At 60.9% G+C, this 25,102-nt stretch carries 24 protein-coding genes and 1 pseudogene; 17 read left to right on the plus strand and 8 right to left on the minus strand.

What is annotated here, in order from left to right; genetic code table 11:
- The first annotated feature begins 164 nt into the window (after window positions 1-164).
- Window positions 165-1,598: a PLP-dependent aminotransferase family protein gene (locus LOY67_RS27295; protein ID WP_265065229.1), complete on the plus strand. Its 1,434-nt coding sequence runs from the start codon at window positions 165-167 to the stop codon at window positions 1,596-1,598.
- A gap of 61 nt (window positions 1,599-1,659) precedes the next feature.
- Entirely contained in the window at window positions 1,660-3,228 is a 1,569-nt protein-coding gene (locus LOY67_RS27300; protein ID WP_265065230.1) for a phospholipase D family protein, read from the plus strand.
- Window positions 3,229-3,421: 193 nt separating this feature from the next.
- Here LOY67_RS27300 and LOY67_RS27305 read toward each other — a convergent pair whose 3' ends face one another.
- Both LOY67_RS27305 and LOY67_RS27310 read right to left on the minus strand, forming a co-directional pair.
- The gene (locus LOY67_RS27305; RefSeq protein ID WP_265065231.1) at window positions 3,422-4,564 is read right to left on the minus strand and encodes an MFS transporter; all 1,143 of its coding nucleotides are present in this window, start codon (window positions 4,562-4,564) and stop codon (window positions 3,422-3,424) included.
- A 158-nt stretch (window positions 4,565-4,722) separates the two neighbouring features.
- Complete coding sequence (locus LOY67_RS27310) at window positions 4,723-6,216, minus strand: aldehyde dehydrogenase (protein WP_265065232.1); 1,494 nt, start codon at window positions 6,214-6,216, stop codon at window positions 4,723-4,725.
- 233 nt (window positions 6,217-6,449) lie between these two features.
- Here LOY67_RS27310 and LOY67_RS27315 point away from each other — a divergent pair, with 233 nt between their 5' ends.
- The gene (locus LOY67_RS27315) at window positions 6,450-6,812 is read left to right on the plus strand and encodes a cupin domain-containing protein (RefSeq protein ID WP_265065233.1); all 363 of its coding nucleotides are present in this window, start codon (window positions 6,450-6,452) and stop codon (window positions 6,810-6,812) included.
- A 176-nt stretch (window positions 6,813-6,988) separates the two neighbouring features.
- Here the strand turns inward: LOY67_RS27315 and rpmG are convergent, their stop codons facing one another.
- Window positions 6,989-7,144 carry a 50S ribosomal protein L33 gene (gene rpmG / locus LOY67_RS27320; protein WP_003177274.1) on the minus strand — a complete coding sequence of 52 codons (156 nt, stop codon included), beginning with the start codon at window positions 7,142-7,144 and terminating at the stop codon, window positions 6,989-6,991.
- An 11-nt stretch (window positions 7,145-7,155) separates the two neighbouring features.
- A complete protein-coding gene (rpmB, locus tag LOY67_RS27325; RefSeq protein WP_003177273.1) occupies window positions 7,156-7,389 on the minus strand; it encodes a 50S ribosomal protein L28 in 234 nt (77 codons plus the stop codon).
- A gap of 436 nt (window positions 7,390-7,825) precedes the next feature.
- Between rpmB and LOY67_RS27330 the strand changes: the two genes are divergently transcribed.
- The gene (locus LOY67_RS27330) at window positions 7,826-9,412 is read left to right on the plus strand and encodes an ABC transporter substrate-binding protein (protein WP_265065234.1); all 1,587 of its coding nucleotides are present in this window, start codon (window positions 7,826-7,828) and stop codon (window positions 9,410-9,412) included.
- Between the two features lie 127 nt (window positions 9,413-9,539).
- Here the strand turns inward: LOY67_RS27330 and radC are convergent, their stop codons facing one another.
- On the minus strand, window positions 9,540-10,214 hold the full coding sequence (gene radC / locus LOY67_RS27335) for a RadC family protein (RefSeq protein ID WP_265065235.1): 675 nt from the start codon (window positions 10,212-10,214) through the stop codon (window positions 9,540-9,542).
- A 146-nt stretch (window positions 10,215-10,360) separates the two neighbouring features.
- Here radC and coaBC point away from each other — a divergent pair, with 146 nt between their 5' ends.
- The 6 genes and pseudogenes from coaBC to LOY67_RS27365 all read left to right on the plus strand — a co-directional run bounded on the left by coaBC (window position 10,361) and on the right by LOY67_RS27365 (window position 16,673).
- On the plus strand, window positions 10,361-11,569 hold the full coding sequence (coaBC, locus tag LOY67_RS27340; RefSeq protein ID WP_265065236.1) for a bifunctional phosphopantothenoylcysteine decarboxylase/phosphopantothenate--cysteine ligase CoaBC: 1,209 nt from the start codon (window positions 10,361-10,363) through the stop codon (window positions 11,567-11,569).
- A gap of 5 nt (window positions 11,570-11,574) precedes the next feature.
- Entirely contained in the window at window positions 11,575-12,030 is a 456-nt protein-coding gene (dut, locus tag LOY67_RS27345) for a dUTP diphosphatase (protein ID WP_030138214.1), read from the plus strand.
- 249 nt (window positions 12,031-12,279) lie between these two features.
- A pseudogene (locus tag LOY67_RS27350) lies at window positions 12,280-13,686 on the plus strand (phosphomannomutase/phosphoglucomutase); the annotation flags it as partial.
- 27 nt (window positions 13,687-13,713) lie between these two features.
- Window positions 13,714-14,619 (plus strand): acetylglutamate kinase, encoded by a 906-nt coding sequence (gene argB, locus LOY67_RS27355; protein ID WP_258629234.1) that lies wholly within the window; start codon window positions 13,714-13,716, stop codon window positions 14,617-14,619.
- Window positions 14,620-14,757: 138 nt separating this feature from the next.
- A complete protein-coding gene (locus LOY67_RS27360; RefSeq protein WP_265065237.1) occupies window positions 14,758-15,813 on the plus strand; it encodes a type IV toxin-antitoxin system AbiEi family antitoxin in 1,056 nt (351 codons plus the stop codon).
- Entirely contained in the window at window positions 15,804-16,673 is an 870-nt protein-coding gene (locus LOY67_RS27365; protein WP_265065238.1) for a hypothetical protein, read from the plus strand. Before LOY67_RS27360 ends, LOY67_RS27365 begins: the two co-directional genes overlap by 10 nt.
- A 48-nt stretch (window positions 16,674-16,721) precedes the next feature.
- Here the strand turns inward: LOY67_RS27365 and pyrE are convergent, their stop codons facing one another.
- Entirely contained in the window at window positions 16,722-17,366 is a 645-nt protein-coding gene (gene pyrE, locus LOY67_RS27370; protein WP_047702586.1) for an orotate phosphoribosyltransferase, read from the minus strand.
- A gap of 83 nt (window positions 17,367-17,449) precedes the next feature.
- Here pyrE and LOY67_RS27375 point away from each other — a divergent pair, with 83 nt between their 5' ends.
- The gene (locus LOY67_RS27375; RefSeq protein ID WP_013694557.1) at window positions 17,450-18,229 is read left to right on the plus strand and encodes an exodeoxyribonuclease III; all 780 of its coding nucleotides are present in this window, start codon (window positions 17,450-17,452) and stop codon (window positions 18,227-18,229) included.
- A gap of 174 nt (window positions 18,230-18,403) precedes the next feature.
- On the opposite strand, the gene LOY67_RS27380 is transcribed toward LOY67_RS27375, so the two are convergent.
- Together LOY67_RS27380 and rph are read right to left on the minus strand one after the other, a co-directional pair.
- The gene (locus LOY67_RS27380) at window positions 18,404-18,772 is read right to left on the minus strand and encodes a DUF4870 domain-containing protein (RefSeq protein ID WP_024780255.1); all 369 of its coding nucleotides are present in this window, start codon (window positions 18,770-18,772) and stop codon (window positions 18,404-18,406) included.
- A 30-nt stretch (window positions 18,773-18,802) separates the two neighbouring features.
- The gene (rph, locus tag LOY67_RS27385; RefSeq protein WP_024780256.1) at window positions 18,803-19,525 is read right to left on the minus strand and encodes a ribonuclease PH; all 723 of its coding nucleotides are present in this window, start codon (window positions 19,523-19,525) and stop codon (window positions 18,803-18,805) included.
- Window positions 19,526-19,789: 264 nt separating this feature from the next.
- Between rph and LOY67_RS27390 the strand changes: the two genes are divergently transcribed.
- From LOY67_RS27390 to LOY67_RS27415, 6 genes are all read left to right on the plus strand, one after another.
- On the plus strand, window positions 19,790-20,653 hold the full coding sequence (locus tag LOY67_RS27390; RefSeq protein ID WP_265065239.1) for a YicC/YloC family endoribonuclease: 864 nt from the start codon (window positions 19,790-19,792) through the stop codon (window positions 20,651-20,653).
- 12 nt (window positions 20,654-20,665) lie between these two features.
- Window positions 20,666-21,286, plus strand: a complete 621-nt coding sequence (gene gmk / locus LOY67_RS27395) for a guanylate kinase (RefSeq protein WP_041023881.1) — start codon at window positions 20,666-20,668, stop codon at window positions 21,284-21,286.
- 167 nt (window positions 21,287-21,453) lie between these two features.
- Window positions 21,454-21,717, plus strand: coding sequence for a DNA-directed RNA polymerase subunit omega (gene rpoZ / locus LOY67_RS27400; protein WP_003177259.1), 264 nt, complete (start codon window positions 21,454-21,456; stop codon window positions 21,715-21,717).
- A 60-nt stretch (window positions 21,718-21,777) separates the two neighbouring features.
- Window positions 21,778-23,883, plus strand: coding sequence for a bifunctional GTP diphosphokinase/guanosine-3',5'-bis pyrophosphate 3'-pyrophosphohydrolase (gene spoT, locus LOY67_RS27405; protein WP_265065240.1), 2,106 nt, complete (start codon window positions 21,778-21,780; stop codon window positions 23,881-23,883).
- A gap of 33 nt (window positions 23,884-23,916) precedes the next feature.
- The gene (locus tag LOY67_RS27410) at window positions 23,917-24,297 is read left to right on the plus strand and encodes a RidA family protein (RefSeq protein WP_014340863.1); all 381 of its coding nucleotides are present in this window, start codon (window positions 23,917-23,919) and stop codon (window positions 24,295-24,297) included.
- Between the two features lie 56 nt (window positions 24,298-24,353).
- Window positions 24,354-25,094, plus strand: coding sequence for a hypothetical protein (locus LOY67_RS27415; protein ID WP_265065241.1), 741 nt, complete (start codon window positions 24,354-24,356; stop codon window positions 25,092-25,094).
- Window positions 25,095-25,102: the final 8 nt, after the last annotated feature.

Here is a 25,102-nt window from a genome sequence, read left to right on the forward strand (position 1 = left end):
TACTTGGGTAGCCAGAGGTTTCATGATGCGCGGACGGCTAAAATCGATACAGATTCAACATCTGTATTTTATTTGCATACAGATAAGGTCTTTTTGCCACTGAATGCTGTTTTTACCAGCCATCTGTATTGGTTACCTGCTGTCCAACCCATCGAGAGCACGCCATGACCCTCTACGTGAACCTCGCCGAATTGCTCGGCACCCGCATCGAACAGGGTTTCTATCGCCCCGGCGACCGGCTGCCGTCGGTGCGGGCATTGAGTACGGAGCATGGCGTCAGCCTGAGTACGGTGCAGCAGGCCTATCGCGTGCTGGAGGACAGCGGATTGGCGATGCCGAAGCCAAAATCCGGCTATTTCGTCCCGGTCAGCCGCGAACTGCCGGACCTGCCGGCAATAGGCCGTCCAGCCCAGCGGCCAGTGGATATTTCACAATGGGACCAGGTGCTGGAGCTGATACGCGCCGTACCGCGCAAGGATGTGGTGCAACTGGGGCGAGGCATGCCGGACATCCACTCGCCGACCATGAAACCGCTGCTGCGCAGCCTGGCGCAGATCAGCCGTCGGCAGGACATGCCCGGTCTGTATTACGACAACATCTATGGCAACCTCGCGTTACGCGAACAGATTGCCCGCCTGCTGCTGGATTCGGGTTGTCAGTTGGGGGCCAACGACCTGATTGTCACCACCGGCTGCCACGAAGCGCTGTCGGTCAGCATTCGCGCCACCTGCGAACAAGGCGACATCGTCGCGGTGGACTCACCCAGCTTCCATGGCGCCATGCAAACCCTCAAGGGCCTGGGCATGAAGGCCATGGAAATCCCCACCGACCCGCTCACCGGCATCAGCCTGGAGGCGTTGGAACTGGCCTTGGAGCAATGGCCGATCAAGGCCATACAGTTGACGCCCAGCTGCAACAATCCGCTGGGCTACATCATGCCGGAAGCAAACAAACGCGCATTGTTGAACCTGGCACAGCGCTTCGACGTGGCGATCATCGAAGACGATGTGTATGGGGAATTGGCCTACACCTACCCACGACCCCGCACGATCAAATCCTTCGACGAAGACGGCCGCGTCCTGCTCTGCAGCTCTTTCTCCAAGACACTGGCGCCGGGCCTGCGCGTGGGTTGGGTCGCACCGGGCCGGTATCTGGAGCGGGTGCTGCACATGAAGTACATCAGCACCGGCTCCACCGCGCCGCAACCGCAGATCGCCATCGCCGAATTCCTCAAGAATGGGCATTTCGAACCCCATTTGCGGCGGATGCGCACACAATACCAGCGCAATCGTGACGTGATGATCGACTGGGTCAGCCGCTACTTCCCGTCAGGCACCCGCGCCAGTCGCCCCCGGGGAAGCTTCATGCTGTGGGTCGAACTGCCCGAAGGTTTCGATACGCTGAAGCTCAACCGGGTCCTGCATGACCAAGGTGTGCAGGTCGCGGTCGGCAGCATTTTTTCGGCGTCAGGCAAGTACCGCAACTGCCTGCGGATGAACTACGCTGCCAAGCCAACGGCACAGATCGAGGAGGCCGTGCGTAAGGTAGGGGCCGCCGCCATCGCGCTGTTGAACGAAACCCAGGGCGACGGCGTCTGAATTCTAGGCAGGGAAGCAGTATCCGACAGCCAATCAACGCCAACCAGCGGAACGATCCTACGTGAGATCCAAACCGGTCCTGCCTGCGCTACTGCTTGTCGCCTCACTGCTGGGAGGCTGTGCCAGCGTTGATATTACCCGCGAGCCTTCCCAGGCACTGCCGGCTTCCGAATCCTCGTTCGGACGCTCGGTCCAGGCCCAGGTTGCACCGCATGAAGGACGCTCAGGGTTTCGCCTGCTCTCCGACAGCACCGATGCCTTTACTGCCCGGGCCGAACTGATTCGTAACGCGCAAAGCAGCCTGGATCTGCAGTACTACATCGTTCACGACGGCATCAGCACACGGATGCTGGTGGATGAGCTGCTCAAGGCCGCCGACCGGGGTGTGCGCGTGCGGATCCTGCTGGACGACACCACCAGCGATGGCCAGGAACAGATCATTTCGACCCTCGGCGCCCACCCGCAGATCCAGATCCGCCTGTTCAACCCGTTGCACCTGGGGCGTGCCACAGGTGTGACCCGCAGCCTCGGCCGCCTGTTCAACCTGTCGCTGCAACACCGGCGGATGCACAACAAGCTATGGCTGGCGGACAACAGCATGGCCATCGTCGGTGGGCGCAACCTGGGGGATGAATACTTCGATGCCGAACCCCACCTGAACTTCACGGACATCGACCTGCTCGGCGTCGGCCCGGTGGCCGAGCAACTGGGGCACAGCTTCGACCAGTATTGGAACAGCGCCCTGAGCAAGCCGATTGAACAATTCCTCTCCCATCGGCCCACCGCCAAGGACTTGGCCAACAGCCGCCTGCGCCTGCAAAAGTCCCTGGAACAGACGCAAAAGGAGAACCATGCGCTGTACCAGCAGTTGACCACCTACCGGACCCAACCGCGCCTGGATATCTGGCGCAACGAGTTGGTCTGGGCCTGGAACCAGGCGCTGTGGGATGCGCCCAGCAAGGTGCTGTCCAAGGACGAGCCGGATCCGCAACTGTTGCTGACCACGCAACTGGGCCCTGAACTGGCGAGTGTCAGCAAAGAACTGATCATGATTTCGGCTTACTTCGTGCCTGGCCAGCCCGGGTTGGTGTACCTGACCAGCCGCGCCGATGCCGGCGTGGCCGTAAGCCTGCTGACCAACGCCCTGGAAGCCACCGACGTGCCGGCGGTGCACGGCGGTTATGCGCCTTATCGCAAGGCGCTGCTGGAGCACGGCGTGCGTCTGTTCGAACTGCGGCGCCAGCCCGGGGACACGGGAGGCAGCAGTCCTCACCTGTTCTACAGCAAGTCCTACGGCGAATCGGACTCGAGCCTGCACAGCAAGGCGATCATTTTTGACCGGCAGAAATCGTTCATCGGCTCGTTCAATTTCGATCCGCGCTCAGTGTTGTGGAACACCGAGGTCGGCGTATTGGTGGACAGCCCTGAACTCGCTGGGCAGGTCCGTGACCTGGCCTTGCAGGGCATGGCACCGGCCCTGAGTTATCAGGCGCGACTGGAAGATGGAAAGCTGGTCTGGACCACCGAAGACAATGGCCAGCTTCATGACCTGGACCGCGAGCCAGGCAGTTGGTGGCGCCGGTTCAATGCCTGGTTTGCGACGACTGTGGGGTTGGAGCGGATGTTGTAGCCCTGCCCCGCCCCTGTGGCGAGGGGATTTAGCGAAACGTCGCACCGCCCCGCTGGGCTGCGTAGCAGCCCTAATGAAGCTGATTGCATTAACCTGACACCCCGCAGTAACTGGTTTTTGGGGCTGCTGCGCAGCCCAGCGGGGATAAATCCCCTCGCCACAGGAATCCTCTTTGCCACAAAAATTTGGTGTTTCAAGCCGGCTGAGAGGCTCCAAACGCACCTTGGCGCAGCAACAGAATCACCAGCCCGAACGCCCCCGCCGCCATGAACAACGGCAGCGCATGCCCGCTGATCCATTGGCTGCCTGCACCCGCCGCAAGGGGGCCGATCAAGCAACCGATCCCCCACAGCTGGGCAATGTGGGCGTTGGCCCGCACCAGCGCATCGTCGCGGTAGCGCTCACCGATCAGGATCAGCGACAAGGTGAACAAGCCACCCGCGCTGGCACCGAACAGCACCCACAGCGGCCAGATCAATACAGTATCGATCAGCAACGGGACCGCCAGGCTCGACAAGGTCAGCGCCACCGCGCAGCCCGTGAGCAAGGTTCGGCGAGACAAGTGATCGGCCAGGGCGCCGATGGGCAGTTGCAGCAAGGCATCCCCGACCACCACGGTACTGACCATCGCCAGCGCAATGTCGGCACTGAAGCCTTGGCGCAGGCAATAAACCGGCAGCAACGTCAGGATCATCGCCTCGAAAGCCGCAAACAACGAGACAGCCCAGGCAATCGCTGGCAAGCCTCGGCAAAACGCCCACAAATCGCCAAACGTGACGCTACTGGCTTCGCTGGTAGGCGCACCGCTGCGACCGAGCAACAGCAACGGCGCCACCAGCAGCAGACCAACGCCGACCCAGAATCCGTAGTCGTGAACAGTTCCCAGGGCACCGAGCAGCAGCGGGCCGGACAACTGGCTCAAGGCATAACTGGCGCCATACAGCGCCACCAGCCGCCCGCGCCACTGCTCGACCACCAGTTGATTGATCCAGCTCTCACCGAGGATGAACACCAGGGTCAGGACCACCCCGATCACCAGCCGCAGCACCAGCCAGACCGGATAACTGGGCAACAGCGCCAGCAACCCGATGGACAACGCTCCGCCCCACAGGCACAGGCGCATCAAGGTCGCCGTCCCAAACCGCGCCGCCAGCCGGCTCGACACCTTGGCCCCGAGCAACACCCCGACGGCCGGCATGGCCGCCATCACGCCAATGGCGAACGAACCATAACCCCAACCCTCCAGGCGCAGCGACACCAGCGGCATGCTCACGCCCAAGGCCAGGCCGACGCTCAGGACAGACGCCAACACGGCGAAATAAGTCGCCCAACGCATTTCCATGCTCCTGTGGTAGTCATCGGCTCCCGGCATCACTCAAAACAATGCGGGAGCGAGCCTGCTCGCGAAGCGGCGCAACATTCAACAAAGCTGTCGACTGTCATACCGCTATCGCGAGCAGGCTCGCTCCCACATTAGGGATCAGTGCTGCACAGTTACAGCTTGATCCAGGTCGACTTCAGCTCAGTGTATTTGTCGAAGGCATGCAGCGACTTGTCGCGGCCGTTACCCGACTGCTTGAAGCCACCGAACGGCGCAGTCATGTCGCCGCCGTCGTACTGGTTCACCCACACGCTGCCGGCGCGCAGGGCCTTGGCGGTCAGGTGGGCCTTGGAGATGTCCCGGGTCCATACCGCCGCTGCCAGGCCATACGGCGTGTCGTTGGCAATCTGGACAGCTTCTTCGGCGGTATCGAAAGCGATCACCGACAAGACCGGACCGAAAATCTCTTCCTGGGCAATTTTCATGGCGTTGCTCACGCCGTCGAAAATCGTCGGCTCGACATACGTACCACCGGTTTCCTCAAGGATCCGCTTGCCGCCGGCCACCAGTTTGGCACCGCCGCTGTGACCGGCTTCGATGTAGGACAGTACGGTGTTCATCTGCTGGGTGTCGACCAAGGCACCGACGTTCGTCGCCGGGTCCAGCGGGTTACCCGGCTTCCAGCCCTTGAGGGCTTCGATCACCAGCGGCAGGAAGGTGTCCTTGATGGAGCGCTCCACCAGCAAACGCGAACCGGCGGTGCAGACTTCGCCCTGGTTGAAGGCAATGGCGCTGGCCGCGGCTTCAGCGGCAGCCTGCAGGTCCGGGGCGTCGGCGAACACGATGTTCGGGCTCTTGCCGCCGGCTTCCAGCCAGATGCGCTTCATGTTGGACTCACCGGAGTAGATCATCAGTTGCTTGGCGATCTTGGTGGAACCGGTGAACACCAGTGTGTCGACATCCATGTGCAGGGCCAGGGCCTTGCCGACGGTATGACCATAGCCTGGCAGCACGTTGAGCACGCCTTTCGGAATCCCGGCTTCGACGGCCAGTGCGGCGATGCGGATGGCGGTCAGCGGAGATTTTTCCGACGGTTTGAGGACCACCGAGTTACCGGTGGACAGTGCCGGACCGAGCTTCCAGCAGGCCATCATCAGTGGAAAGTTCCACGGCACGATGGCGCCGACCACGCCCACCGGCTCACGGGTGACCAAGCCCAACTGGTCATGCGGGGTCGCGGCCACTTCGTCGTAGAGCTTGTCAATGGCTTCGCCGCTCCAGCTCAACGCTTGCGCCGCGCCGGGCACATCGATGTTCAGGGAATCGCTGATCGGTTTGCCCATGTCCAGGGTTTCGAGCAGGGCCAGCTCTTCGACATGCTGCTTGAGCAGGCCGGCGAAACGAATCATGATGGCTTTGCGTTTGCTCGGCGCCAGGCGCGACCAGACGCCGGAATTGAACACCGCACGGGCGTTTTCGACGGCACGCTGGGCGTCGGCAACGTCGCAACTGGCGACTTTGCCCAGCAGACGGCCGTCGACCGGGCTGAGGCAATCGAAGGTTTCGCCGGACACCGCATCGGTGTATTCGCCGTTGATGAAGGCGCGGCCTTCAATGGTCAGGTCGCGAGCGCGTTGTTCCCAGTCGGCACGAGTCAGGGTGGTCATGCGAGTGTCCTCCTCTTATTTGGGTATGAGCGTCGCATGGCGCGCAGCGCTCAGGAATTCTGCCCGGCCCGCCTGTTTGCAGCGCACATTTTCGGCACGGGGCACCCGCCACCCTAAACCAGCCGCACCTCAAGTTTCAATATATTTGACATAAGTCCGGAAAACCGCCTTGCGATGTTCGTTTTAATAAACATAGACTCGAGACTTCAAAGCAATCACCGGGGACTACGGACATGAGCATCCAGGACATCGTCGACTTCAGCCAGGCCAGCACCGTCGCCGATCGCTATCGCCCAGACCCGGCCAAGGTACTCAAGGGTGATCCCGAGCAAGCCGTGTTCAACCACTACAACAGTCCCTGCGGGCAAATGAACGCCGGCGTCTGGGAAGGCGCGGTCGGCCAGTGGACGGTCAACTACACCGAGCATGAGTACTGCGAAATCGTCCAGGGCGTGTCCGTGCTGCGGGACAACGATGGCAACGCCAAGACGCTGCGCGCTGGCGACCGCTTCGTGATTCCGGCGGGCTTCAAGGGCACCTGGGAAGTGCTGGAACCGTGCCGCAAGATCTATGTGGTGTTTGAGCAGAAGGCTTGAGTTTTTTGGTGTCGGGTCTGGCCTCATCGCGAGCAGGCTCGCTCCCACAAAGGGCCGGACATCACACAGATCCCATGTGGGAGCGAGCCTGCTCGCGATGAGGCCCTGAAAGCCAGCCACAAAAAAAGGCCCGTATCTCGCGATACGGGCCTTTTTCGTAAAGAGGGAAAAATCAATTACTTGATTTTGCCTTCCTTGTAGATCACGTGCTTGCGAACAACCGGATCATATTTCTTGATCTCGATTTTGTCCGGGGTAGTACGCTTGTTCTTGTCGGTAGTGTAGAAGTGACCAGTACCGGCGCTCGAGATCAAACGAATCAATTCACGCATGATTAGCTCCCTTAAACCTTGCCATCGCGACGAAGTTCGGCCAGCACGACACTGATGCCACGCTTGTCGATGATACGCATGCCTTTGGCAGATACGCGCAGACGTACAAAACGTTTCTCTTCTTCAACCCAGAAGCGGTGATGCTGCAGGTTCGGCAGGAAACGACGACGGGTTTTGTTGTTTGCGTGGGAAATGTTATTCCCAGTCACCGGACCCTTACCGGTAACTTGACAGACTCTAGACATGCCTCAGCCCTCTAAAACCACATGCCCAACCCGGCATGGGTTGGCCGCTTAATCTCTCAGTCATTTGGCGCCAGGCGCCGCGTTTCTTTAAGGGTCTTACCGGCTACACCTACAGTGAAGGAACCGGGCCCCTAGAAAAGAGCGCTGCTTTATACCAGAAAGACCTCGGTGCAACAACAGCCTGTGTGATTTGTCTTTGCTGGGAGCCAACGCCCAATCGTGCCGAACGGCTGGGGCAAAGGCCGCCAATGCCCGTGACCGCTCGTCGCGGCATCCAGCTTTTTTTCAGCGCCGACGGTTTTATCCCCTCAATGCGCTGGCGCAGCGTGCCGGAAAAAACAAAAAGGGGATAGTCATTTGGCAGCGAGCCCACTAGGGTAGGCCTTTTCCAGACTGCACTCGCAGATGGGCCTTCGACCTGACAAGGAAACCGATCATGCGCCTCGCTGCCCTATCACTGCTGCTCGCCCCCCTGCTGATCAGCCCGTTGGCCCAGGCTGCCGCCCTGAGCGTCTGCACCGAGGCCAGTCCGGAGGGGTTCGATGTCGTCCAGTACAACTCGCTGACGACCACCAACGCCTCTGCCGATGTCCTGATGAACCGACTGGTGGATTTCGACACCGCCAGCGGCAAGGTGGTCCCCAGCCTGGCCGAGCACTGGGACGTCTCGCCCGATGGGCTGACCTACGTGTTCAAGCTGAATCCAAAGGTCAGGTTCCACCAGACCGAATACTTCACGCCGCACCGTGACCTGAGCGCCGAAGACGTGAAGTTCAGCTTCGAGCGCATGCTGGACCCTGCCAACCCCTGGCATAAAGTCGCCCAGAGCGGCTTCCCCCATGCCCAATCCATGCAACTGCCGGCGCTGATCAAGAAAATCGACGCCCTGGACCCGCTGACCGTGCGCTTTACCCTCGATCACGCGGACTCAACCTTCCTGGCCACCCTGAGCATGGGCTTCGCCTCGATCTATTCGGCTGAATACGCCGATCAGTTGATGAAGGCCGGCACCCCGGAAAAACTCAACAACCAGCCCATCGGCACCGGTCCGTTCATCTTCAACCGGTTCCAGAAAGACGCCTCGATTCGCTACAAGGCCAACAATGATTACTTCGCTGGCAAACCCCAGGTCGACCCGCTGATCTTCGCCATTACGCCGGATGCAAACGTGCGCCTGCAGAAACTACGGCGCAACGAATGCCAGATCGCCCTGTCGCCCAAGCCTTTGGACGTGCAGGCCGCCCGGCAGGAACCGACCCTGAAGGTTGAGCAGACCGATGCCTTCATGACCGCGTTCGTGGCGATCAACAGCCAGCACCCACCGCTGGACAAACCCGAGGTGCGCCAAGCCATCAACCTCGCCTTCGACAAGGCCAGCTACCTCAAGACCGTCTTCGAGGGCACCGCCGAAGCGGCCAACGGCCCCTACCCGCCGAACACCTGGAGCTACGCCAAAAACCTGCCCGGCTACGCCCACGACCCGGCCAAGGCCCGCGAGCTGCTGGCCAAGGCCGGCTTGAAAGAGGGTTTCCAGACCACCATCTGGACCCGCCCGTCCGGCAGCCTGCTGAACCCCAACCCCAGCCTCGGCGCGCAACTGCTGCAATCCGACCTGGCGGAAATCGGCATCCAGGCCGAGATCCGGGTGATCGAATGGGGAGAACTGATCCGTCGCGCCAAGGCCGGCGAGCACGACCTGCTGTTCATGGGCTGGGCCGGCGACAACGGCGACCCGGACAACTTCCTCACGCCGCAGTTTTCCTGCGCGGCGGTCAAGTCCGGCACCAACTTCGCCCGTTACTGCAACCAGGACCTGGACAAACTGATCGGCGCCGGCAAGACCACCGGCGAACAGGGTGTGCGCACCAAGCTCTATGAGCAGGCCCAGGCACAGATCCAGCAACAGGCCCTGTGGTTACCGCTGGCGCACCCGACCGCGTTCGCCCTGGTTCGCAAGGACCTGCAGGGTTATGCGGTGAGTCCGTTTGGACGCCAGGATTATTCGAAGGTCAGCCTCAAGTAACGCCGCGCACCTTGTGGGAGCGAGCCTGCTCGCGATTGCGGAGTGTCAGAACAGACAATGTCACTGACGAACCGCTATCGCGAGCAGGCTCGCTCCCACAAAGGGTTTTCTGAGCACCAGATTTCGCTCACATCCACCCATACTCCGCCATCGACAGCGGCTCCCCATCGCCCACAATGAAGTGATCGAGCACCCGCACGTCAATCAGTTCCAACGCCTCTCGAAGTCGTTCGGTGAGCACACGGTCGGCGTGGCTGGGTTCGGTGTTGCCGGAGGGATGGTTGTGGCACAGGATCAGCGCGGCGGCGTTGTGGGCCAGGGCGCGCTTGACCACTTGCCGGGGATAGACACTGGCACTGTCGATCGAACCACGAAACAGCGCCTCATACGCCAGCACCCGATGCCGGGAATCCAGGAACAAGCAGCCGAACACTTCGTGGGGCTCATGCCGCAACATGGCCTTGAGGTAGTCGCGCACAACCAGCGGGTTCTCCAGCACCGACTCTCGTCGCAAGTCCTGCGCCAGGTGTCGACGGCCCATCTCCAGGACTGCCTGCAACTGCGCAAACTTCGCCGGACCCAGGCCCAGTTGCGCGCTGAAGGTACGCAGGTCGGCCTCCAGCAAAACGCGCAGACAGCCGAATTGATGCAGCAGGTGACGAGCCAGGTCTACCGCGCTCTTTCCGGAAACACCGGTTCGTAAAAAAATCGCCAACAGCTCGGCATCCGAAAGACTCGCCGAACCCAGTTCCAACAGCTTCTCCCGCGGGCGCTCGGCCGCCGGCCAATCACGAATACTCATAGGACCTCCTGGTCTGTGGCGCACCGCTGTTCCATAGCGGTCGCTGTGATATCGTAGCCCATCTTTTTTGCAGGCGATTTGCACCCTGGCAGGCTGTTGCCGAAGGGTTCGCACTGCACTGACCACTGAAATCGAAAGGCAGGCCTATGCAGCGGCTGTATCGGAAACGCATCGTTCTGGGCGTCGGCGGCGGCATTGCTGCCTACAAGAGCGCCGAGCTGGTTCGCCGACTCATCGACCAGGGCGCGGAAGTGCGGGTCGTCATGACCCGTGGCGGCAGTGAATTCATCACCCCGCTGACCATGCAGGCCCTGTCCGGGCACCCGGTTCACCTGGATCTGCTCGACCCCGCGGCCGAAGCCGCCATGGGCCATATCGAATTGGCCAAGTGGGCCGACCTGGTGCTGATCGCCCCGGCCACGGCCGACCTGATCGCCCGCCTGGCCCAAGGCATCGCCAATGATCTGTTGACCACCCTGGTGCTCGCCACCGACGCCGTGGTCGCTGTCGCACCGGCCATGAACCAGGCCATGTGGCGCGATCCGGCCACCCAGGCCAACCTGCAACTGCTCGAAAGCCGCGACCTGAAAGTCTTTGGCCCGGCCTCCGGCAGCCAGGCCTGCGGCGATGTCGGCATGGGCCGCATGCTCGAAGCCACGGACCTGGCCCAATGCGCCGCCGACTGCTTCCAGCGCCAGGCCCTGACCGGCAAGCATGTGCTGATTACCGCCGGCCCGACCCAGGAAAACATCGACCCGGTGCGCTACATCACCAACCACAGCTCCGGGAAAATGGGCTTCGCCCTGGCCGAAGCCGCAGTGGAAGCCGGCGCCCGGGTGACGCTGATCACCGGCCCCGTGCACCTGCCGACGCCGGATCGGGTCACCCGTATCGATGTAGTCAGCGCCCGGGACATGCTCGCGGCCTGCGAAGCGGCCATTCCCTGCGACCTGTTCATCGCCTCGGCGGCGGTGGCGGACTACCGTCCCGAAGTCGTTGCCCCGCAAAAATTGAAGAAAGACCCTACGAGCAGCGACGGCCTGTTACTACAAATGGTCCGCAACCCGGACATCCTGGCCACCATCGCCACCCGTCCCGACCGTCCGTTCAGTGTCGGCTTCGCCGCCGAAACCGAGCACCTGCTCGATTATGCCGCGCGCAAGCTCAAGGATAAGAACCTGGACCTGATCGTCGCCAACGACGTCGCCAACCCGAGCATCGGCTTCAACAGCGAAGAAAACGCCTGCAGCGTGATCGACCGCCAGTTGCACGCCACCCTTTTCGCCCAGACCAGCAAAGGCAAGATTGCCCGCCAGCTAATCACTTTTATCGCCGAACGGCTGAACCAGGTTTAATTGACATGCACGCGCTACAAGCCAAGATCCTCGACCCTCGCATCGGCAACGAATTCCCGCTGCCGCAATACGCCACACCGGGTTCCGCCGGCCTCGACCTGCGGGCCATGCTCAAGCAGGACACCGTCCTGGAGCCGGGCCAGACCCTGCTGATCCCTACCGGCCTGTCGGTGTACATCGGTGATCCGGGCCTGGCCGCACTGATCCTGCCGCGCTCGGGCCTGGGCCATAAGCACGGCATCGTGCTGGGCAACCTGGTGGGGCTGATCGACTCCGACTACCAGGGCGAATTGATGGTGTCGTGCTGGAACCGTGGTCAAACGGCGTTCAACATCGCGGTGGGCGAACGCATCGCCCAACTGGTGCTGGTACCGGTGGTCCAGGCCCATTTCGAACTGGTCCAGGAGTTCGACGAGAGCCAGCGCGGCGCGGGCGGCTTCGGGCACTCCGGCAGCCACTGATCCTGTTGGTCAGCGCCGGGCGCCCTGCCCGGCCGCTTTATTAAGCTTCTGTTTCAGGACGAAAAATGCGCAATGGCTTTCTGCTAGGTTTCCCATCCGGAATCAAGGTATTAGGCGACCGAGGGCGGGATAACGCTGTCTCATGGCACTTTCCCACCACGAACTCTCTGTCAAAAACGCCGTCATACCCTTCAGCTTGAGCCTGCCGACGCTGACCGTCGGCCTGTCCAGTCACTTTCCTGATAGAGCACCCCGCCCATGAACACCCCAGCCGCAATCGCCCCGATCTTTCCTGACAGCATCTTCCGCGCCTACGACATCCGTGGCGTGGTACCGGAAACCCTCACCGCCGAAACCGCTTACTGGATCGGCCGCGCCATTGGCTCTCAGAGCCTGGCCCAGGGCGAGCCGAACGTGTCCGTCGGCCGCGATGGCCGCTTGTCCGGCCCTGAACTGGTCGAACAACTGATCAAGGGCGTTGCCGACAGCGGCTGCCACGTCAGCGACGTCGGCCTGGTCCCGACCCCGGCGCTGTACTACGCCGCCAACGTACTGGCCGGCAAATCCGGCGTGATGCTCACCGGCAGCCACAATCCGTCGAACTACAACGGCTTCAAGATCGTCATCGCCGGCGACACCCTCGCCAACGAACAGATCCAGGCCCTGCACACCCGCCTCAAGACCAACGACCTGAGCAGCGGCAAGGGCAGCATCACCAAAGTCGAGATCCTCGAGCGCTACAGCGACGAAATCGTCAAGGACGTGAAGCTTGCCCGTCGCCTGAAAGTGGTGGTCGATTGCGGCAACGGCGCGGCCGGCGTGATCGCCCCGCAACTGATCGAAGCCCTGAACTGCGAGGTCATCCCGCTGTTCTGCGAGGTGGACGGCAACTTCCCCAACCACCACCCGGACCCGGGCAAGCTGGAAAACCTTGAAGACCTGATCGCCAAGGTCAAGGAAACCAACGCCGACCTGGGCCTGGCCTTCGACGGCGACGGCGACCGCGTGGGCGTGGTGACCAATACCGGCAGCGTAGTGTTCCCCGACCGCCTGCTGATGCTGTTCGCCAAGGACGTCGTGGCCCGCAACCCCGACGCGGAGATCATTTTCGACGTCAAGTGCACCCGTCGCCTGGTGCCGCTGATCAAGGAATACGGCGGTCGTGCGCTGATGTGGAAAACCGGTCACTCGTTGATCAAGAAAAAAATGAAGCAAAGCGGCGCCCTGCTGGCCGGCGAAATGAGCGGCCACATCTTCTTCAAGGAGCGCTGGTTCGGTTTTGACGACGGCATCTACAGCGCCGCGCGCCTGCTGGAGATCCTCAGCAAGGAAAAATCCAGCGCCGAAGAACTGTTCGCGACCTTCCCGAACGATATTTCTACGCCGGAAATCAATATCCATGTGACCGAAGAGAGCAAATTCAGCATCATTGATGCACTGCACGACGCTCAATGGGGCGAAGGGGCCGAACTGACCACCATCGACGGTGTGCGGGTCGACTATCCCCAAGGCTGGGGCCTGGTTCGCGCGTCCAACACCACACCGGTGCTGGTCCTGCGTTTCGAGGCCGACAACGAAGCCGAGCTGCAGCGCATCAAGGATGTGTTCCACACCCAACTCAAACGTGTTGCACCCGATCTTCAACTACCGTTTTGATTTTTTGAAGCGCCACTGGAGCCCTGAATGACCCTCGAACGCGAAGCCGCCACCAACACCGCCAAGGTCCTGTCCGAAGCGTTGCCTTATATCCGACGCTACGTCGGCAAGACCCTGGTGATCAAATATGGCGGCAACGCGATGGAAAGCGAGGAGCTGAAGACCGGCTTCGCCCGCGACATCGTGCTGATGAAGGCCGTGGGCATCAACCCGGTGGTGGTGCATGGCGGTGGCCCGCAGATCGGTGACCTGCTCAAGCGCCTGGCGATCGAAAGCCACTTCATCGATGGCATGCGCGTCACCGACGCGCAGACCATGGACGTGGTGGAAATGGTCCTCGGCGGCCAGGTCAACAAGGACATCGTCAACCTGATCAACCGCCATGGCGGCAGCGCCATCGGCCTGACCGGCAAGGACGCCGAGCTGATCCGGGCGAAGAAACTCACCGTCACCCGCCAGACGCCGGAAATGACCCAACCGGAAATCATCGACATCGGCCAGGTGGGCGAAGTGGTCGGCATCAACACCGACCTGCTGAACCTGCTGGTCAAGGGCGACTTTATCCCGGTGATCGCGCCTATTGGCGTGGGTGCCAACGGCGAGTCGTACAACATCAACGCCGACCTGGTGGCCGGCAAGGTCGCCGAAGCACTGAAAGCTGAAAAGCTGATGCTGCTGACCAACATCGCCGGCCTGATGGACAAGTCGGGCAAGGTCCTGACCGGCCTGTCGACTCAACAGGTCGACGATCTGATCGCCGACGGCACTATTTACGGCGGCATGCTGCCGAAGATCCGTTGCGCATTGGAAGCGGTACAGGGCGGCGTCGGCAGTTCGCTGATCATCGATGGCCGGGTGCCGAATGCGATCCTGTTGGAGATCTTCACCGATACCGGTGTGGGTACGTTGATCAGCAATCGTAAGCGCAACTGACATCAGCCTCGAAAACCCGCTCGGATTTCAGTAAAAGCGGGGCTTCAGCAAACGCTGAAATAGCTATATCTGGTGAAATCGCTAGACGATTTTCACTAATATGGCTATTTTCAGCATTCGTTGAAAGGGGCAGATTTGATGAAAGAGCTCGAAATACGTTCAAGAGAGGCGCTTAGCAGCCTTCTTGGCACAGTGCCTCTCATTGAAATTAGAAACCTGAAAACCGCGCTGCAGACACAAGCGTGGAATCCTGATTTCATTGTGGAGATAGAGGTATCAGGCAAATCACGTTTCCTAATCTGTACGATAAAAGCAAATGGACAGCCCAGATTTGTAACTACGGCCGTACTTCAGCTTCGTGACTACGTGATTGGCAAGGAGATCAATGCCACACCTATCGTAATAGCCCCCTATCTTTCGCCCGTTACCAGGCAAGCATGTCGGGAAAAGGGTGTTGGGTATTTGGATCTGCTGGGCAATGCGTGGCTCTCATTCGATGGCGTATTCATTGACCGTCAAGTTGCCGACAAGCCCTCCTCGGAACACAGGGAGCTGAAGTCTCTTTTCAAACCAAAATCAGCGCAAATTCTTCGCACGATGTTGCGAGAGCCGAACCGTGCATGGCGAGTTTCCGAACTCTCTTACGTAGCTGGGGTAAGTCTGGGTCTGGTCAGCAATATCCGAACAGCTCTGCTTGATCGGGAATGGGGACAAACGACAGGCGACGGATTCGTTCTACGCGATCCCCCAGCCCTTTTGGACGCCTGGGTCCAGGTTTACGAGCCCCCATTAGGGGAACGTAAGAAGTTCTACACCACCTTGCACGGTAGTGCCTTGGAGAAAGCAGCGCGAAGCGCTGTCAGTGAAAATAGCAATGGGCGTGCGCTCTTCGCCTCATTTTCCGCTGCGCAATGGCTCGCCCCCTATGCCCGGGTGAGCAGCCACCATTTCTATGCGGACAGCGAAGGGCTGGAAAAGCTGATCAAGGCACTAGAGCTTATTCCCGCATCCAAGGGCGAAAATGTGGTGATCACAATCCCCAAGGACGAAGGACTTCTACTGGACGCCGTCGAGGCCGCCCCCGGCGTCATATGCACCAGCCCCGCCCAAACTTATTTGGACCTATCCGTTGCCGGGGAGCGCGCGCAAGAAGCAGCCGAGCATTTACGCCAGGAAAAACTGACATGGTCTTAGTCGTGCCGCAAGAGCCTCAATCCGCCTTGGATTATGAAGACAGGACGACGAATGCTGTAAAGGCGGTACTCGTCGAAATGGGCCAGATTCTGGGTAGTTTCAAGGGTAAATTCACTGTCATCGGCGGCGCGGTGCCTTGGCTGCTTCTGGCAAATGACGACATGCAGCATGTCGGCACGCTCGATGTCGACTTGAGTCTTGATGCACAGGCGCTTGGCGATGGAGAGTACGCGACACTGGTCGAAGCCTTGATGGGAAACGGGTATGAGCAGCGAGGAGAGTTACGGCGATTCCAGCTTGTTCGTCAGGTTCCTGTAGTCGACGGGGGTGCTCCAATAGACGTAATCGTGGACTTTCTGATGCCACGCGACGCCGAGATTATTCAGAATAAGCCACCTATTCTCAGTGACTTTGCTGTGCAGCGCGCTGACGGTGCCGACCTGGCAACGCGGTTCTACCAAATGGTCGCGATTGAAGGTCCTATGCCAACGGGCGGTACCAACCGCGTCGAGGTTGCCGTGTGCTCAATCCCCGCCTTACTCGCGATGAAGGGATATGCGCTTAACGGACGGCATAAGCAAAAAGACGCTTACGACATCTACTATTGCGTTCGAAATTATCCTGGTGGCATAGCAGCACTCGCTGAGGAGTGTCGGCCAGTCATCGAGACTGGTAGCGGCGAACAAGGCTTCCTGTACATTTGCCAAAAATTCGATGGAGTCGACGGCTACGGCCCAACTTCCGTAAGACGCTTCGTCGAGGACAGTCAGATCCTTGAAAATCGAACCTCGGAGCAGTGGCAAATGGATGCTTTTGGGCAAGTGGATGCGTTACTGCGCGCCCTTCGTCTACGAGCTTGAAGCTCCACTTGAAAATTCAGGGCCCTGTGGGTAGAGCCCTGGATTTTTTCAGACGCCGAACTGCGCCCGATAAGCCTCGACCGCCGGCAAATGCTGCTTGAGCTGCGGGTCGTCGGCCAAAAACTCCAGAACCTGGGTCAGCGAAACGATGCTGATGACCGGAATGCCGAAGTCGCGCTCCACTTCCTGGATCGCCGACAGTTCGCCGTTGCCACGTTCCTGGCGGTTCAGGGCGATCAGCACGCCGGCGGCCTTGGCGCCGTCCTGGGAAGCGATGATCTGCATCACTTCGCGGATGGCGGTGCCGGCGGTGATCACGTCGTCGATGATCAACACGTCACCGGTCAGCGGCGCGCCCACCAGGCTGCCGCCTTCACCGTGGGCCTTGGCTTCCTTGCGGTTGAAGCACCAGGGCAGGTCGCGGTCGTGGTGTTCGGCCAGGGCGACGGCGGTGGTGGCGGCCAGCGGGATGCCTTTGTAGGCCGGCCCGAACAGCACGTCGAACGGGATGCCGCTCTCGACGATGGCCGCCGCATAGAAACGACCCAACTGGGCCAGGGCGGAACCGCTGTTGAACAGGCCGGCATTGAAGAAGTACGGGCTCGTGCGCCCGGACTTGAGGGTGAACTCACCGAAGCGCAAAACCCCGCGATCGATGGCAAAGCGAATGAAATCGCGCTGATACGCCTGCATGAAAAAAAGCCTCAAATACCGCGGATTTAGCTAAATAGGTACACGGCGTGTATCATACACGCACGTGATTTTTGGGGCCATTTATGCGGATCATCAGTGTGAACGTCAATGGTATTCAGGCTGCAGTGGAGCGAGGTTTGCTCAGTTGGCTGCAAGCACAGAATGCCGACGTCATCTGCCTGCAGGACACCCGCGCCTCCGCCTTTGAACTGGACGATGCAGCCTTCCAACTGGATGGTTACTTCCTTTATGCCTGCGATGCCGAAGTCCCCGCCCAGGGTGGCGTGGCTTTGTACTCGCGGCTGCAACCGAAGGCTGTCATCAACGGTCTCGGTTTCGAGACGGCGGACCGCTACGGGCGCTACCTGCAAGCCGATTTCGACAAGGTCAGCATCGCGACCTTACTGCTCCCATCGGGGCAGAACGGCGATGAAGATTTGAATCAGAAATTCAAGTTGATGGACGACTTCGCCCGTTACCTGGATAAGCAGCGGCGCAAACGTCGCGAGTACATCTATTGTGGCTCGCTGTACGTGGCGCAACAGAAGCTGGACATCAAGAACTGGCGCGACAGCCAGCAATCCCCGGGTTTCCTGGCGCCTGAACGGGCCTGGATGGACGAGATCATCGGCAACATGGGCTATGTCGACGCCCTGCGCGAAGTCAGCCGCGAAGGCGACCAGTACAGCTGGTGGCCGGACAACGAACAGGCCGAGATGCTCAACCTCGGCTGGCGTTTCGACTACCAGTTGCTGACGCCCGGCCTGCGCCGTTTCGTGCGCAGCGCCCGCCTGCCGCGCCAGCCTCGGTTTTCGCAGCACGCGCCGCTGATCGTGGACTACGACTGGACGCTGACGATTTAAACGCTGTTTCGCAGCCACAAAAAAACCGACAGCACTGTCGGTTTTTTTGTGGGCAATAAATTTCCTCTGTGGGAGCGAGCCTGCTCGCGATGCGATTGATCATCCAACATCAACGTTGACTGACCCACCGCCATCGCGAGCAGGCTCGCTCCCACAAGGGCTACGCATTGATCGTTATTTGATCAACCGCCAGGTAAACGGGTACCGATACGGCTGCCCTTCATTGGCCTTGATCCCACCGATGATGGTCAGCACCAGCGCGCCGATGGCGATCAGCCCGAACAGGAAGAAGCCGATCACCACGATCATCAACAGGAAGCTGATGAGCGAGGCGATCGCCACGGTGATCTGGAAGTTCAGCGCTTCCTTGCCCTGGGCATCGATGAACGGATCGGACTCGCGCTTGATCTGCCAGAGCACCAGCGGCCCGATCAGCGTACCGAACGGAATCACCAGGCCCGACAGGGCGGACAAGTGGCAGAACATCGCCCATTGACGCGCCTCCCTGTCCGGCTGGGGCAGTAGCACTTGCTCATCACTCATGACGCTCTCCTTGTCTGAAGCGTGAAACGATCAGTCGGCCAGGGCGGCCTTTTGCAGTTCGAAAATTTCGCTCATGCCTTTCTTCGCCAGTTCCAGCATAGCGTTCAGCTCTTCAGGCTGGAATGGCGCGCCCTCGGCAGTGCCCTGGACTTCGATGAAGCCGCCAGCGCTGGTCATCACCACGTTCAGGTCGGTCTCGGCAGCGGAGTCTTCCAGGTAATCCAGGTCCAGCACCGGCTCGCCCTGGTACATGCCCACGGACACCGCGCCGATCATCTGCTTGAGCGGGTCGCCGCCCTTGAGGCCGCCGCGCTTCTTGATCACTTTCAGGGCGTCGACCAATGCAACCATGGCACCGGTGATGGATGCGGTGCGGGTACCGCCATCGGCCTGGATCACGTCGCAATCGACATACAGCGTCACGTCGCCGAGCTTGGACATGTCCAGGGCGGCGCGCAGCGAACGGCCGATCAGCCGCTGGATTTCCAGGGTGCGACCACCTTGCTTGCCACGGCTGGCCTCGCGCTGGTTCCGCTCACCGGTAGCGCGCGGCAGCATGCCGTACTCGGCCGTCAACCAGCCCTGGCCCTGCCCTTTGAGGAACCGTGGCACGCCGTTTTCGACGCTGACGGTGCAGATGACCTTGGTATCACCGAATTCGACCAGTACGGATCCCTCGGCGTGTTTGGTGTAGTTGCGGGTAATGCGGATCGAGCGGAGCTGATCGGCAGCGCGACCACTTGGACGTTTCATAGGGAACACCTGTACAGAGGACGGAAAACTGCCGGCATTATAAAGCCGTGAATCGCCAGAGGGCATTCTAAAAAACCGGCGCGACGAGCGAAGCCGCTCAAAGGCCCGCCCGACGGGCTGCAGCGCTTTGTCACAGGCTCGGTTTGGGGGCATGCGCCTCACTGCGCTACAATCCTGCGCCTTTGCTGCCCGTCGGCTTTTATCCACAGATTCCAGGCACCACGACCCCCAGTCGTGCCCGGCCTGCATTGCGAGGAACCTCCCATGGTGCACAGCATGACCGCCTTCGCCCGCGTCGAAAAGGCCGGCGCCCAAGGCACGCTGAGCTGGGAACTGCGCTCGGTCAACAGCCGTTACCTGGAGCCGCACCTGCGCCTGCCCGAGTCCTTCCGCGACCTCGAAGGCGGCGTGCGCGAAGCCCTGCGCCAGGGCCTGTCCCGGGGCAAGCTGGAATGCACCCTGCGCTTCACCGAGGAAAGCACCGGCAAGCCATTGCAGGTGGACCGCGAGCGCGCCGCGCAACTGGTGGCCGCGGCCGAAACCGTTGCCAGCCTGATCAAGCAGCCCGCCGCCCTGAACCCGCTGGAAGTGCTGGCCTGGCCCGGTGTGCTGGTGGGCGATGCCAGCGATCCGCAAGCCCTGAACGCCGAGGCGCTGGCCCTGTTCAACCAGGGGCTCAAGGAACTCAAGGCCGGCCGTGAGCGCGAAGGCGCGGAACTGGCCCGGCTGATCAACGAGCGCCTCACCTCCATCGAAGAAGACGTGACGACCCTGCGCGAACTGGTTCCGCAGATGCTCGCCACCCAACGCCAGAAAGTCCTCGATCGCTTCGCCGACATGAAGGCCGAGCTGGATCCGCAGCGCCTGGAACAGGAAATGGTCATGCTCGCGCAGAAAAGCGACGTGGCCGAAGAACTGGATCGCCTGAGCACCCACATCATCGAAGTCCGCCGGGTGCTCAAGTCCGGTGGTGCGGCCGGTCGCCGCCTCGACTTCCTGATGCAGGAGCTCAACCGCGAAGCCAATACACTGGGCTCCAAAGCCTTCGACCCGCGCAGCACCCAGGCTGCGGTCAACCTCAAGGTGTTGATCGAGCAGATGCGCGAACAAGTGCAGAACATTGAGTAAGGCTAACCCGACATGACCCACAGCACCGGCACTCTCTACATCATTTCCGCGCCCTCGGGCGCCGGCAAGACCAGCCTGGTCAAGGCCCTGATCGACGCCGAGCCGCAGATCCGCGTCTCGGTTTCCCACACCACCCGCGCCATGCGCCCAGGTGAAGTGAACGGCGTGAACTACCACTTCGTTGATCGCGAAGAGTTCGTGAAGATGGCCGAGCACGGCGACTTCCTGGAGCGCGCCGAAGTCTTCGGCAATCTCTACGGCACCTCGCAGAGCTACTTGCAGCAGACCCTGGACGAAGGCCACGACCTGATCCTGGAAATCGACTGGCAAGGCGCCGAACAGGTGCGCAAGCTGATGCCCCAGGCCCGTTCGATCTTCATCCTGCCACCGAGCCAGCAGGCCTTGCGCCAGCGCCTGACCAACCGTGGCCAGGACAGCGACGAGATCATCGAAGGCCGGATGCGTGAAGCGGTCAGCGAAATGAGCCACTACGTGGACTACGATTACCTGATCATCAACGATGACTTCGCCCACGCACTGGACGACCTGAAGGCGGTTTTCCGCGCCAATCAGCTGCAACAGAAACGCCAGCAGCAACGTTTCGGTAAATTATTGGCCGAACTGCTGGGCTGATCAGCCCTTCCCAAAACCGCTGCAACGGCTTTACATTGGCACTTGCAGCGCGCCGAGGGGTTTGGTCAAAAAATCAGCGCTTCCCTAAACGCTGGTGTTTTTTTAAACTGTCGAGTCCGCTCGCCCAACCGGGCAGCGCGCATATTGCATTCGCTCCGAGGAATACCATGGCCCGCGTAACCGTTGAAGACTGCCTAGAACACGTGGAAAACCGCTTTGAGCTGGTCATGCTCTCTACCAAGCGTGCCCGTCAACTGGCCACCGGCGGCAAAGAGCCATTGGTCCAGTGGGAAAACGACAAGCCTACCGTGGTAGCGCTGCGTGAAATCGCCGAAGGCCTGATGAGCTACGAGTTCATCGCCAACGCTGAAATCGTCGAAGACGAACCGCTGTTCGCAGCGTTCGAGGACGAGTCCAACGAGGCGGTCTAAATCTATGCCTGGTCGACGTAGCACGGCGCGGGGTCACAGCAGACGGCAGGAGACATCATCATGCCGAGCATAGACGCCCTCGCCGATCGCTTATCGGCCTACCTCGGCACGGACCAGGTCAATCTGGTCCGCCGAGCCTACTTCTACGCCGAACAAGCCCACGACGGCCAACGCCGCCGCAGCGGCGAGGCGTACGTCACGCACCCGCTCGCGGTGGCGGGCATCCTTGCCGACATGCACATGGACCATCAGAGCCTGATGGCGGCCATGCTCCATGACGTGATCGAAGACACCGGCATCGCCAAGGAAGCGCTACAGGCGCAGTTCGGCGAAACCGTGGCCGAACTGGTCGACGGGGTCAGCAAACTGACCCAGATGAACTTCGAGACCAAGGCCGAGGCCCAGGCCGAGAACTTCCAGAAAATGGCCATGGCCATGGCACGCGACATCCGCGTGATCCTGGTCAAGCTCGCCGACCGCCTGCACAACATGCGCACCCTGGAAGTGCTGTCCGGTGAAAAACGCCGACGCATCGCCAAGGAAACCCTGGAAATCTATGCGCCCATCGCCAACCGCCTGGGCATGCATGCGATCCGCATCGAGTTCGAAGACCTCGGTTTCAAGGCCATGCACCCGATGCGTTCGGCGCGCATCAACCAGGCCGTCAAGCGCGCCCGGGGCAACCGCAAGGAAATCGTCAACAAGATCGAAGAGTCGTTGAGCCACTGCCTGGCCATTGACGGCATCGAAGGCGAAGTCAGCGGGCGGCAGAAACACCTCTACGGCATCTACAAGAAAATGCGCGGCAAGCGTCGGGCCTTCAACGAGATCATGGACGTCTACGCGTTCCGGATCATCGTCGACAAGGTCGATACCTGCTACCGCGTACTAGGTGCTGTGCATAATTTGTACAAACCGTTGCCGGGGCGTTTCAAGGACTACATCGCGATTCCCAAGGCCAACGGCTACCAATCGCTGCACACCACGCTGTTCGGCATGCACGGCGTACCGATCGAAATCCAGATCCGTACCCGTGAAATGGAAGAAATGGCCAACAACGGCATTGCCGCCCATTGGCTGTACAAATCCAGCGGTGACGAGCAACCCAAGAGCACCCATGCCCGGGCCCGGCAGTGGGTCAAGGGCGTGCTGGAAATGCAGCAGCGGGCCGGCAACTCCCTGGAATTCATCGAAAGCGTCAAGATCGACCTGTTCCCGGACGAGGTCTACGTCTTCACGCCCAAGGGCCGGATCATGGAGCTGCCCAAAGGCTCCACGGCGGTGGACTTCGCCTATGCGGTGCACACCGATGTCGGCAACAGCTGCATCGCCTGCCGGATCAACCGTCGCCTGGCGCCGTTGTCCGAACCGCTGCAAAGCGGCTCCACGGTGGAAATCGTCAGCGCCCCCGGTGCGCGGCCGAACCCGGCGTGGCTCAACTTCGTGGTCACCGGCAAGGCCCGTACCCACATCCGCCACGCCCTGAAGCTGCAACGCCGCTCCGAATCCATCAGCCTCGGCGAACGCCTGCTGAACAAAGTGCTGAACGGCTTCGACAGCTCGCTGGAAAAGGTCCCGACCGAACGCGTGCAGGTGATGCTCCAGGAATACCGCCTCGAACTGGTCGAAGACCTGCTCGAAGACATCGGCCTGGGCAATCGCATGGCCTATGTCGTCGCCCGCCGCCTGCTCGGCGAAGGCGAACAACTGCCAAGCCCCGAAGGCCCGCTGGCGATCCGCGGCACCGAAGGCCTGGTACTCAGCTACGCCAAATGCTGCACGCCGATCCCGGGCGACCCGATTGTCGGCCACCTGTCCGCCGGCAAGGGGATGGTGGTGCACCTGGACAACTGCCGCAACATCAGCGAAATCCGCCACAACCCGGAAAAATGCATCCAGCTCTCCTGGGCCAAGGATGTCACCGGCGAATTCAACGTCGAGCTGCGGGTCGAGCTGGAACACCAGCGTGGCCTGATCGCCCTGCTGGCCAGCAGCGTCAACGCCGCCGACGGCAACATCGAGAAAATCAGCATGGACGAGCGCGACGGCCGCATCAGCGTCGTCCAACTGGTGGTCAGCGTGCACGACCGCGTGCACCTGGCCCGCGTGATCAAGAAACTGCGCGCACTGACCGGCGTTATCCGCATCACCCGCATGCGCGCATAACCCCAATAGCCCAGCCATTACAAGGAGTCATACATGACCAAAACCGTAATCACCAGCGACAAGGCCCCGGCCGCCATCGGTACTTATTCCCAGGCGATCAAAGCGGGCAACACCGTGTACATGTCGGGCCAGATCCCCCTGGACCCGAAAACCATGGAGCTGGTGGAAGGCTTCGAAGCCCAGACCGTGCAGGTCTTCGAAAACCTCAAGGCCGTGGCCGAAGCCGCCGGCGGTTCGTTCAAGGACATCGTCAAGCTGAACATCTTCCTCACCGACCTGAGCCATTTCGCCAAGGTCAACGAGATCATGGGCAAGTACTTCGACCAGCCCTACCCTGCCCGCGCCGCCATCGGCGTGGCCGCCCTGCCAAAGGGCGCGCAGGTTGAGATGGATGCCATCCTGGTCATCGAGTAACAAGGCCGGCGCAGCGTCCCCCCGCTGCGCCGTTTTCGTTTTGAAAGGATTCCACCATGCGCAAAGCGCTTGCTCTCCCGCTGCTCGCCCTCCTCCTGGCTGGCTGCGCCAGCGACCCTGCCGACCGTGACATCAGCGGCACCTGGATCAACCAGGCCGCCATCGACGCTGCCGCCAAGGGTGGCCCCCTGCGCGAAGCGCTGCAGGCCTACGGCCCCAACCTGGAATGGAACGTCAACACCCGGGCCGGCCAGGCGCGCTACACCAACGGCTTTGAAAACGTCGACGGCAAGTTGCTGGCTGAAGAAGACGGCACGTGGAAAGTCGACATCTACGGCAGCGCCGCCAGCGAACTCAAGCGCGACGGCGACCAACTGAGCCAAGCCGCCACCGAAAACGAGCCGCAACAGCTCTTCGACCGCGCACAAGTCCAGGTCCCGGAAGGCGCCCCCATCGGCGCGAGTTTCGAACGAGCGCTGTACGCCGCTTACCTGGATGGCACTTGGAATATCGTCAACGGCCCCGGCCAGGGCGCTACCGTCCAGTTCCAACCTGACGGCCAGGTCACCGGCCTGCCGGGTGCAGACCGTTACGCCCTATGCCTGGCAGGCGACTGCGCCACCATGAGCAACGGCAACGACACCATCTGGCTGCAACAGAGAGGCCATGGGAATACCTGGATCTTTGCTCGGGATGGGAAGCGAATGGAGATATTCCAGACGGTGAATGCGTCGTTGGCGGATGAGATTCCGTCGTATACGGCGGGGCCTCGGCAATGGGTGTTGGAAAAGCAGTAGCCGCCCCT

The sequence above is a fragment of the Pseudomonas sp. B21-056 genome, assembly GCF_026016325.1.
Classification (GTDB): Bacteria; Pseudomonadota; Gammaproteobacteria; order Pseudomonadales; family Pseudomonadaceae; genus Aquipseudomonas.